The organism is Aeromonas sp. QDB25 (assembly GCF_027707725.1).
GTDB classification, from domain to species: domain Bacteria; phylum Pseudomonadota; class Gammaproteobacteria; order Enterobacterales; family Aeromonadaceae; genus Aeromonas; species Aeromonas caviae.
In genome coordinates, this window is sequence record NZ_JAPCIZ010000053.1 from 21105 (window position 1) to 29293 (window position 8189).

8 protein-coding genes are annotated in these 8189 nt (G+C 60.5%); 7 read left to right on the top strand and 1 reads right to left on the bottom strand.

What is annotated here, in order from left to right:
- The first annotated feature begins 15 nt into the window (after nt 1-15).
- A complete protein-coding gene (gene glmS / locus PG883_RS16595) occupies nt 16-1848 on the top strand; it encodes a glutamine--fructose-6-phosphate transaminase (isomerizing) (RefSeq protein ID WP_042016118.1) in 1833 nt (610 codons plus the stop codon).
- A gap of 60 nt (nt 1849-1908) precedes the next feature.
- On the opposite strand, the gene PG883_RS16600 is transcribed toward glmS, so the two are convergent.
- Nucleotides 1909-2685, bottom strand: a complete 777-nt coding sequence (locus PG883_RS16600) for a LuxR family transcriptional regulator (protein ID WP_102948977.1) — start codon at nt 2683-2685, stop codon at nt 1909-1911.
- A 211-nt stretch (nt 2686-2896) separates the two neighbouring features.
- Here PG883_RS16600 and PG883_RS16605 point away from each other — a divergent pair, with 211 nt between their 5' ends.
- From PG883_RS16605 to PG883_RS16630, 6 genes are read left to right on the top strand one after another with little or no spacing between them, the layout of a single operon-like run.
- On the top strand, nt 2897-3658 hold the full coding sequence (locus tag PG883_RS16605; protein WP_210538038.1) for a DUF3450 domain-containing protein: 762 nt from the start codon (nt 2897-2899) through the stop codon (nt 3656-3658).
- Nucleotides 3655-4962, top strand: coding sequence for a MotA/TolQ/ExbB proton channel family protein (locus tag PG883_RS16610; RefSeq protein ID WP_200163712.1), 1308 nt, complete (start codon nt 3655-3657; stop codon nt 4960-4962). Before PG883_RS16605 ends, PG883_RS16610 begins: the two co-directional genes overlap by 4 nt.
- Nucleotides 4959-5489, top strand: coding sequence for a MotA/TolQ/ExbB proton channel family protein (locus PG883_RS16615; protein WP_270807406.1), 531 nt, complete (start codon nt 4959-4961; stop codon nt 5487-5489). The genes PG883_RS16610 and PG883_RS16615 overlap by 4 nt, the downstream gene beginning before the upstream one ends.
- On the top strand, nt 5486-5887 hold the full coding sequence (locus PG883_RS16620; protein ID WP_010672232.1) for an ExbD/TolR family protein: 402 nt from the start codon (nt 5486-5488) through the stop codon (nt 5885-5887). Before PG883_RS16615 ends, PG883_RS16620 begins: the two co-directional genes overlap by 4 nt.
- Nucleotides 5884-6546: a TonB family protein gene (locus PG883_RS16625; protein WP_270807407.1), complete on the top strand. Its 663-nt coding sequence runs from the start codon at nt 5884-5886 to the stop codon at nt 6544-6546. Before PG883_RS16620 ends, PG883_RS16625 begins: the two co-directional genes overlap by 4 nt.
- A 2-nt stretch (nt 6547-6548) precedes the next feature.
- Nucleotides 6549-7727, top strand: coding sequence for a hypothetical protein (locus tag PG883_RS16630; protein ID WP_210538039.1), 1179 nt, complete (start codon nt 6549-6551; stop codon nt 7725-7727).
- The last annotated feature ends 462 nt before the right edge of the window (nt 7728-8189 follow it).

The following is an 8189-nucleotide window of genomic DNA, read 5'->3' on the forward strand; positions in this document are numbered from 1 at the left end:
TTCAAGGAGAAGTGTATGTGTGGCATCGTCGGGGCCGTCGCCCAACGTGATGTGGCTGAAATCCTGGTAGAGGGCCTGCGCCGTCTGGAATACCGTGGCTACGATTCGGCCGGTGTTGCCGTGTTCAGCGCCAACCAGCCGCTGCAGCGGGTGCGTCGCCTCGGAAAGGTGGCCGAACTGGCCAAGGCACTGGAAGAGCAGTCCGTCCACGGTGGTACCGGCATTGCCCACACCCGCTGGGCTACCCATGGCGAGCCGTCCGAGCGCAATGCTCACCCCCACGTCTCCGAGCATATCGTGGTGGTGCACAACGGCATCATCGAGAACCACGAAGAGCTGCGGGAAGAGTTGAAGGCGCTGGGCTATGTGTTCAGCTCCGACACCGACACCGAAGTGATTGCCCACCTGGTGCACCACGAGCTGAAATCCGCCCCCAGCCTGCTGGCGGCCATGCAGGTAGCGGTGAAGCAGCTGCGCGGCGCCTACGGCACCGTGGTGATGGACAGCCGTGACGACAGCCGCGTGGTGGTGGCCCGCTCCGGCTCCCCCCTGGTGATCGGCCGCGGCATCGGCGAGAACTTCATCGCCTCCGACCAGATGGCCCTGCTGCCGGTGACCCGCCGCTTCATCTTCCTAGAAGAGGGCGATGTGGCCGAAGTGACCCGCCGCGACGTGCATATCTTCGATACCGACGGCCATGCCGTGGTACGCGAGGAGCTGGAGTCCGAGCTCTCCCACGATGCCGGTGACAAGGGCGAATACCGACACTACATGCTCAAGGAGATCTACGAGCAGCCCAAGGCCATCACCAACACCCTGGAAGGCCGCCTGGGCAGTGATCACGTGGTGGTCGAGTCCTTCGGCAACGGCGCCCGCGCCATTTTCGACAAGGTCGAGCACGTCCAGATCGTCGCCTGCGGCACCTCCTACAACTCCGGCATGGTGGCCCGCTACTGGTTTGAAGAGATCGCTGGCGTCTCCTGCGACGTGGAGATCGCCTCCGAATTCCGCTACCGCAAGTCGGTGGTACGCCCCAACAGCCTGCTGGTGACTCTTTCCCAGAGCGGCGAGACCGCCGATACCCTGGCCGCCCTGCGGTTGGCCAAGGAGTCTGGTTACATGAGCTCCCTGGCCATCTGCAACGTACCGGGCTCCTCCCTGGTGCGCGAATCCGACCTGGCCTTCATGACCCGGGCTGGTGCCGAGATCGGGGTGGCGTCTACCAAGGCGTTCACCACCCAGCTGGCCGGTCTGCTGATGCTGGTGGCCTCCGTCGGTCACTGCCGTGGCAACCTGAGCGCCGCCGCCGAGGCCGAACTGGTCAAGGCGCTGCAAGCCCTGCCTGTGCGTATCAAGGAGAGCCTGGCCCTGGCCAAGCAGATCGAGACTCTGGCCGAAGAGTTTGCCGACAAGCACCATAGCCTGTTTCTCGGTCGTGGCAGCCAGTACCCCATCGCCATGGAAGGGGCGCTCAAACTCAAGGAGATCTCCTACATCCACGCCGAGGCCTATGCCGCCGGTGAGTTGAAGCATGGCCCTCTGGCGCTGATCGATGCCGAGATGCCCATCATCGTCGTGGCGCCGAACAACGATCTGCTGGAGAAGCTGAAGTCCAACGTGGAAGAGGTGCGTGCCCGTGGTGGTATCCTCTATGTGTTCGCCGATGCGGACGCCGGTTTCAAGAGCGACGAGACCATGCGGGTGATGAGCCTGAACCACGTGGAAGAGATGATCGCGCCCATCGTCTATACCGTGCCGTTGCAGTTGCTCTCCTACCACGTGGCCCTCATCAAGGGCACCGACGTGGATCAGCCGCGCAACCTGGCCAAATCCGTGACTGTGGAATAAGCCGTCGCCGGAAATGAAAAAAGAGCCGCATTGCGGCTCTTTTTATTTTGGCAAAACAGGCTACGACAGCCGCAGGTTGGTGATGGTGACGTCGTCCAGGGAAGGCACAATGATGCCGCTGGAGATGCTCTTGGCGATCGCCTGGTTGCGGTTGCGCGAGTCCGTCTTGTTGGTGACCTGATTGAGGTGGAAGTTCACGGTTCGCTCGCTGATGCCGAGGATGGTGGCGATCTCCCAGGAGGTCTTGCCCTCGCTGGCCCAGAAAAGGCACTCCTTCTCCCGATCCGACAGCTCGGCCAGGTATTTCATCAGGTCTGGTCTGGCCTTGATGAGGGTCAGGGCCGAGTTGAAGATGTAGCTGGCGCAGAATGACAGCAGGGGAACGTTTTCAAACATCAGATCGGAATTGGACTTCTCCTTGCTGATGAAAGAGAGGATGCCGTGTTCCCCCTGCGGCGTGTGCAGCGGGAAGGAGACGCCGTTCCTCACCCCGAAGTCGGCGGCCAGGTTCATCACCTCCCTGCTGGCGCTGGGCAACCAGGGGGCATCACAATCGAGCTTGTTCCAGAAGATGGGCTGGGTCTGCTTCAGTCCCAGGAAGACGACCGGATCCTGGGTCAGGTAGTGCCGTTCCGAATAGGCATCAAACCAGCTGGTGGGGCAGTTGTTGAACAAGGCCACATGGGATTTCTGCATACTGATGGGGAAAATAATCAGCAAACGGAAGTAATCAAACCCCATCTGATGACTGAAGCGCTCCAGTTGTTGCTGGATCTCTCTGGTCTTCTTCGCCTTGGTGAACCGATCTATGTGTTCCCAGATCGCATCGTTAAACATGTAAGTCTCCTTTTTCGATCACTTATCTTGCTGATCGAAAAGACATTTTTTAGTTATTTAAAATGGTGTTGCGACTACCAACGCCAGTTATTCCCGTACTTGTCTAAAAAGTATCCTGTTTTTTCGGCCAGAGGCCAAGAAAATCATCTGATTGCCAGTGACCCTACTCTTTGAGACAATGAGAATAGTTATCATTGTTAAGATTTATATCATGAACAAGTTTTGGGGTCTGGCCTTGTTACCCATGGCCGTTCATTGCGTCGTGTCCGCCGACGAAGTGGTTGCGCCAGCATTGAAGAACAGTATCGCCGACGGGAAAGCCTCCCAGCTGCGTGTGGAGAAAGCCGCCGATGGAGCCGTCGCCGCCAGGGTTGAGCTGCAAAATGCCCAACTGCAACTGCGGGATCTGGAAGCCTACAACCGCTACATGCAGTCTCTGGTGGCCGATCAGCAAAACGAGCTGGGCAAGCTGAACCAGCAGTTGGAGGCGGTACAGGAGACCAGACAGGGGCTTGTCCCCCTGATGCTGCAGATGCAAGCCGATCTGGAACAGCTGGTACAGGATGACATCCCGCTGCGCAGAGAGGATCGTCTGGCGCGGGTTGCTGCCTTGAAAGCGACGCTGGCTAGAGCCGATGTGAGCGAGGCGGAGAAGTTCCGCCAGCTATTGCAGGCCTATCAGATTGAAGCCGAATACGGCAGCAGGCTGGACCATTATTCCGCCGAGCTGGTGCTGGATGGCGCACCGCGCCAGGTCGACGTGCTGGCTCTGGGTCGGATCTCCCTGCTGGCGATGACCGCCGATCGCTCCCAGGCGTGGCGCTGGTCTGCCGAGCACAAGCAGTGGCAAGCCCTCGACGGCCAGTGGCTCTCCCCCATCGCCGAGGCGTTGGAAATGGCTGCCGACAAGAAAGTTCCCCAGTTGTTGAATGTCCCCCTTTCCGTCAGCCGTGGTCAGGAGGCCCAGTCATGAGCGTCACCATGAAGTGGTTACCCCTTGCCCTCGTCCTCTCTCTGGGCACCACAGCCGCCGTGGCCGAGGAAGCCTGGCAGCAGCAGGAACAGGCCCGTGAGCAGAAGGCTCAGCAGGATCTGGCGTCTGTCTCCAGGGATCTGAGCAGTGCCCGTGCCAAGCTGGCCGAGGCCCAGCGCCTGAGCAAGGAGCTGGCCAGCCAGTTTGCGGCCAATGAAAAGCAGCTGGTGGAGCTCAATACCCAATGGGAGCAAGCCTCCGGCGACATGAACGACATCTTTGCGGTCACCCGTCAGGGCGCCAGCGATGCGGTCAAGTTGCTGAGCGAATCCGCCGTCGAGGGCCAGTATCCTGATCGTCTCGCCCCGCTGAAAACCATGGCACAGGATAAACAGGTGCCTGATCGCGCCGCCCTTGCCCTGCTGCCAGCCACCTTGCTACAGGAGATCCGCGAATCGGGCCGGGTTGCCCAGTTCAACGGCAAGGTGCTTGATGCCCAGGGCGTTGCCAGCGAGCAGACGTTGACCCGGATCGGCAGCTTCGCCCTGCTGGGCGATGCTGGTTTCTTGCAACCGGAGGCCGAAGGCCTGAGTCCGGTGCTGGGCCTGCCAGGCAGCGTGCTTTCCGCTGTGGCCGCTTATCAGGGTCAGGAGGGAGAAGCGTTGCCGCTGGATCCCTCCCACGGTGTTCTGCTCGATATGCTGGCCCAGGCGCCCACCTTCTGGCAGCAAGTCCAGCAGGGCGGCCAGGTCGGCGCCATCATCGTGCTGCTGGCCGCTATCGGCCTGGGGATCGCTGGAGTACGGCTGTGGAGCCTCTCTCGCGAACTGGGTCGGGTTCGTAGCCAGCTCAAGAGCGGTGAATATCATGCCGACAACGCTCTCGGCCGGGTGCTGACGGTAGCTGACAAGCATCCAGAACTGAGCATGGAGACCCTCGAACTGCGTCTGGATGAGGCGATCCTGCAGGAGACCCCTCGCCTGGAGCGCGGCATCGGCATGGTCAAGGTGATCGCGGCCATCGCCCCCATGCTGGGTCTGCTCGGGACAGTGACCGGTATGATCGGCACCTTCCAGGCCATCACCCAGTTCGGTACCGGCGATCCCAAGATCATGGCGGGCGGCATCTCCATGGCCCTGGTCACCACGGTGCAGGGTCTGGTAGCGGCCATTCCGCTGATCCTGGCCCACAGCCTGTTGCAGTCCCGTTTCACCGAGCTCTCCAACGTGCTGGAACAGCAGGTGGCCGGGATCCTGGCCGAGCGGGCCGAAAGCAATGGTGACAGGGTGGAGCGGGTAGCATGATGCTCGACATCTGGCAGCAGTTGCAGAGCTTCATGGGCCGTGGCGGCCCGGTGCTCTGGGTCATTCTGGCCTTGCTGGTGCTGATGTGGATTCTGATGATCGAGCGGCTGCTCTACCTCAACCTGGGGTTTGCACCGTTGCAGCGTGAGCTGCTGGGCCGCTGGCAGGCGCGTCGCGAGCGTCACAGCTGGCACGCTCGCGCGATTCGCGGGCGCTGGCTGGCAGAAGTGGAGCTGGCGCTCAACCGTCATCTGATCTTCATCCGCACCCTGGTGGTGCTCTGCCCCATGCTGGGATTGCTGGGTACAGTGACCGGCATGATAGGCGTATTCGATGCGCTGGCTGCGGCTAACCGCTTTAACCCGGAGAGCATGGCGGGCGGGATCTCCCGCGCCACCATCCCCACCATGGCAGGCATGGTGGTGGCCCTCTCCGGCGTGTTGTTACTTAGCCGGCTCGAGAGTCAGGCCAAGCGTGCGCTGGCCAAGACCCGGGACGGCCTGCGAGAAGAGAAGGTAATGCGATGAGACGGCAATCCAAACGCCAGCGCGATGAAGTGCAGATCGACATGACCCCCATGCTGGATATCGTCTTCATCATGCTGATCTTCTTCATCGTGACCACCTCCTTCGTGCGCGAAGCCGGGCTTGAGGTACACAGACCCCAGGCCAGCCAGGCCAAGGCGCAGAAATCGTCCAGCATCATGCTGGCGATCGGCGCTCAGGGGCAGATCTTCCTCGACCGCAAACAGGTGGATGTGGAGCGGGTGCAGGCCACCCTCGCCCGACTGTTGGCGGAGCAGCCCGAGGCAAGCCTGGTGATCCAGGCCGATGAACGGGTACCCCACGGCAAGGTGGTGCGGGTGATGGATGAAGCCAAGGCGGCAGGCATCGCCAACATCGCCGTGGCGGTGGCACCGAAATGAAACACAAGTTGATGAGCCTGGGACTGGGGATCGCCCTCAGTCTGGGCATCCTGTTGTTCATGGCCACCCTGGTGGAGCCGCCCGGAGGGGAGACGGCGACCACAGAGCAGAAATCCATCGTCATCAACATGCAGAACGAGGTGACCGAGGTACAGGTGCGTGAGCGGCCGGTACCCCAGGAGCCGGAACCCCTGCTGGAGCCGCCTGCCGTGCTGGCTTCGACACCGATGCCCATGCCGGCGGCGGCCCCGCTGCCTTCGGTACAGCCGAGCCTGGATCTGGTCTCGACCCTGAGTGCGGTACAGGTCTCTGCCCCTGGCGTGGCGACCAGTCCCACTCCGGTCGCGAGCGGCAATTTCCATGGACAGCAGCAGGGCGCTGGAATCGGTGCCAGCGACCTCTTGATGCCACTGCAACGGGTTGAGCCTGTTTATCCCTACCGGGCCCAGCAGGCCGGTATCGAGGGGTCCGTGACCTTGCGTTTCAGCGTCGATGCCGACGGCCGGGTACAGGATGTGGAGGTGGTCGAGGCCAAGCCGAAGCGCCAGTTCGAGCGAGCGGCCATTCAGGCGATCAACAAGTGGCGCTATCAGCCTAGGCCGGGCGCCACCGACAAGCTGGTGCAAGTCATCACGCTCAAATTCAAATTGGAGTCATAACCATGTTGCGGATCTGGATCTGTCTGCTGGCCCTGGTCAGCCAAGCCTGTCTGGCGATGGAGGTGAGCCCTCATTTCTCCCGCCAGCTGGAGCCCGTGATGAAGCTCTATCAATCCGGCCAGTGGCAACAAGCCCAGAGCAAGGCGGCTGTGCTCAAACCCGGTTCCGAGGCTGAGCACGCCTGGCTGGCGCAGTTACAAGCCTCTCTGGCCGCCAATCTGCAGCAGACCGCGCAGGCGAGTCGCTACGTGGAGCAGGCTCTTGCCTATAAAGAGTGGCCAGAGCAGCAACGACTTCAGTTGTTGCGTCTGCGCGGGGATATCCAGGCCCAGCAATCCAACTGGTCCGGCGCCATCGCCAGCTACAAGGCCGCATTGGCCATCAAGGCTGACGATACCTTGCGTCTGCGCTTGGCTGGCCTCTATTACCACAACAAGCAGTACGGCGAGGCAGCCAGCCAGAGTGAACAACTGTTGAAGAAAAGCTGGCAGAAGCAGGCAGCCATCATCCGCCTCTCCTCCCTCACTGCATTGCAGCGTTACGGCGTGGCTGCGGATCAGGCCGAAGAGTTGATCCGCCGCGAGCCGAAAGAGAGCAAGTGGTGGCAGCAGGCTGTGTCGCTCAATCTCTCCGCCAAGCGTGGTGATCGAGCGCTTGCACTGCTGCAAACCGCCATCGACCGTCAACTGATGGATGATGCCGCCGCCCGCAACCAGCTGATCCGCCTGTATGCCTGGCAGGGACTGCCCTATCGCGGTGCGCGTCTGCTGGAGTCTGCCATGGCCAAGGGACAGATGAAGCAGAGCGCAGAGAATCGCCAATTGCTGGCCCAGTTGTGGGAAGGGGCACGTGAGTGGCCGAAGGCTGTGGACAGCTGGCAGCTGCTTGCCCGGGAACATGCTCACCCCAAGGCCGCCATGCGTGCCGCCGAACTGCTGCTGCAACAGGGCAAGACGGATGCCGCCATGATCCAGCTCTCGGCCATCAAGTCAGTGAAGGGAGAGCAGGGCAACAGAGCCAAGGCCCTGCTGGTGCAGGCACACCTCAATAAAGAACAATATGCTCAGGCGCTGGTGTTGGCTCGCGAGCTGCAACAGCAGAACAACTGGCAAGACAGGGCGACCAGCTGGGTCAACTACATTCAGGCCCAGACTGACGGTATGAACAAAAAATCGGCATGAAACTGGGGTAAACTCTCATTTCATGGGGTTTAGCCTGCTTTTTCAGCAAACGAGCGCATTTTTACAAAAAGCCCTTGTCATCGCGGCGCGGCTCCCTATAATGCGCCCCTACCAGCACGGCGGAACACGCCAACCTGATGAGCCAGCTTCCTTAGGAAGTGGGTGCCGAAAGAAAAGCGAAAACAACCGCTTGACTTTCGAAGTGAGGAGCGTAAGATGCGCCTCCTCAACGCGATAAGCGTGACGCTCTTTAACAATTTGAATCAAGCAATCTGTGTGGGCACTCACAGCATCGAGCATCAAAAACAATTTTTGATTTTCAATGTCTGATGAAGTGACCAAAGCAACGAAAGTTGCAGCAGTTAATTCAGCAATTCATTGAGCCGCTTTTCGAAGCAACCAAACTTAAATTGAAGAGTTTGATCATGGCTCAGATTGAACGCTGGCGGCAGGCCTAACACA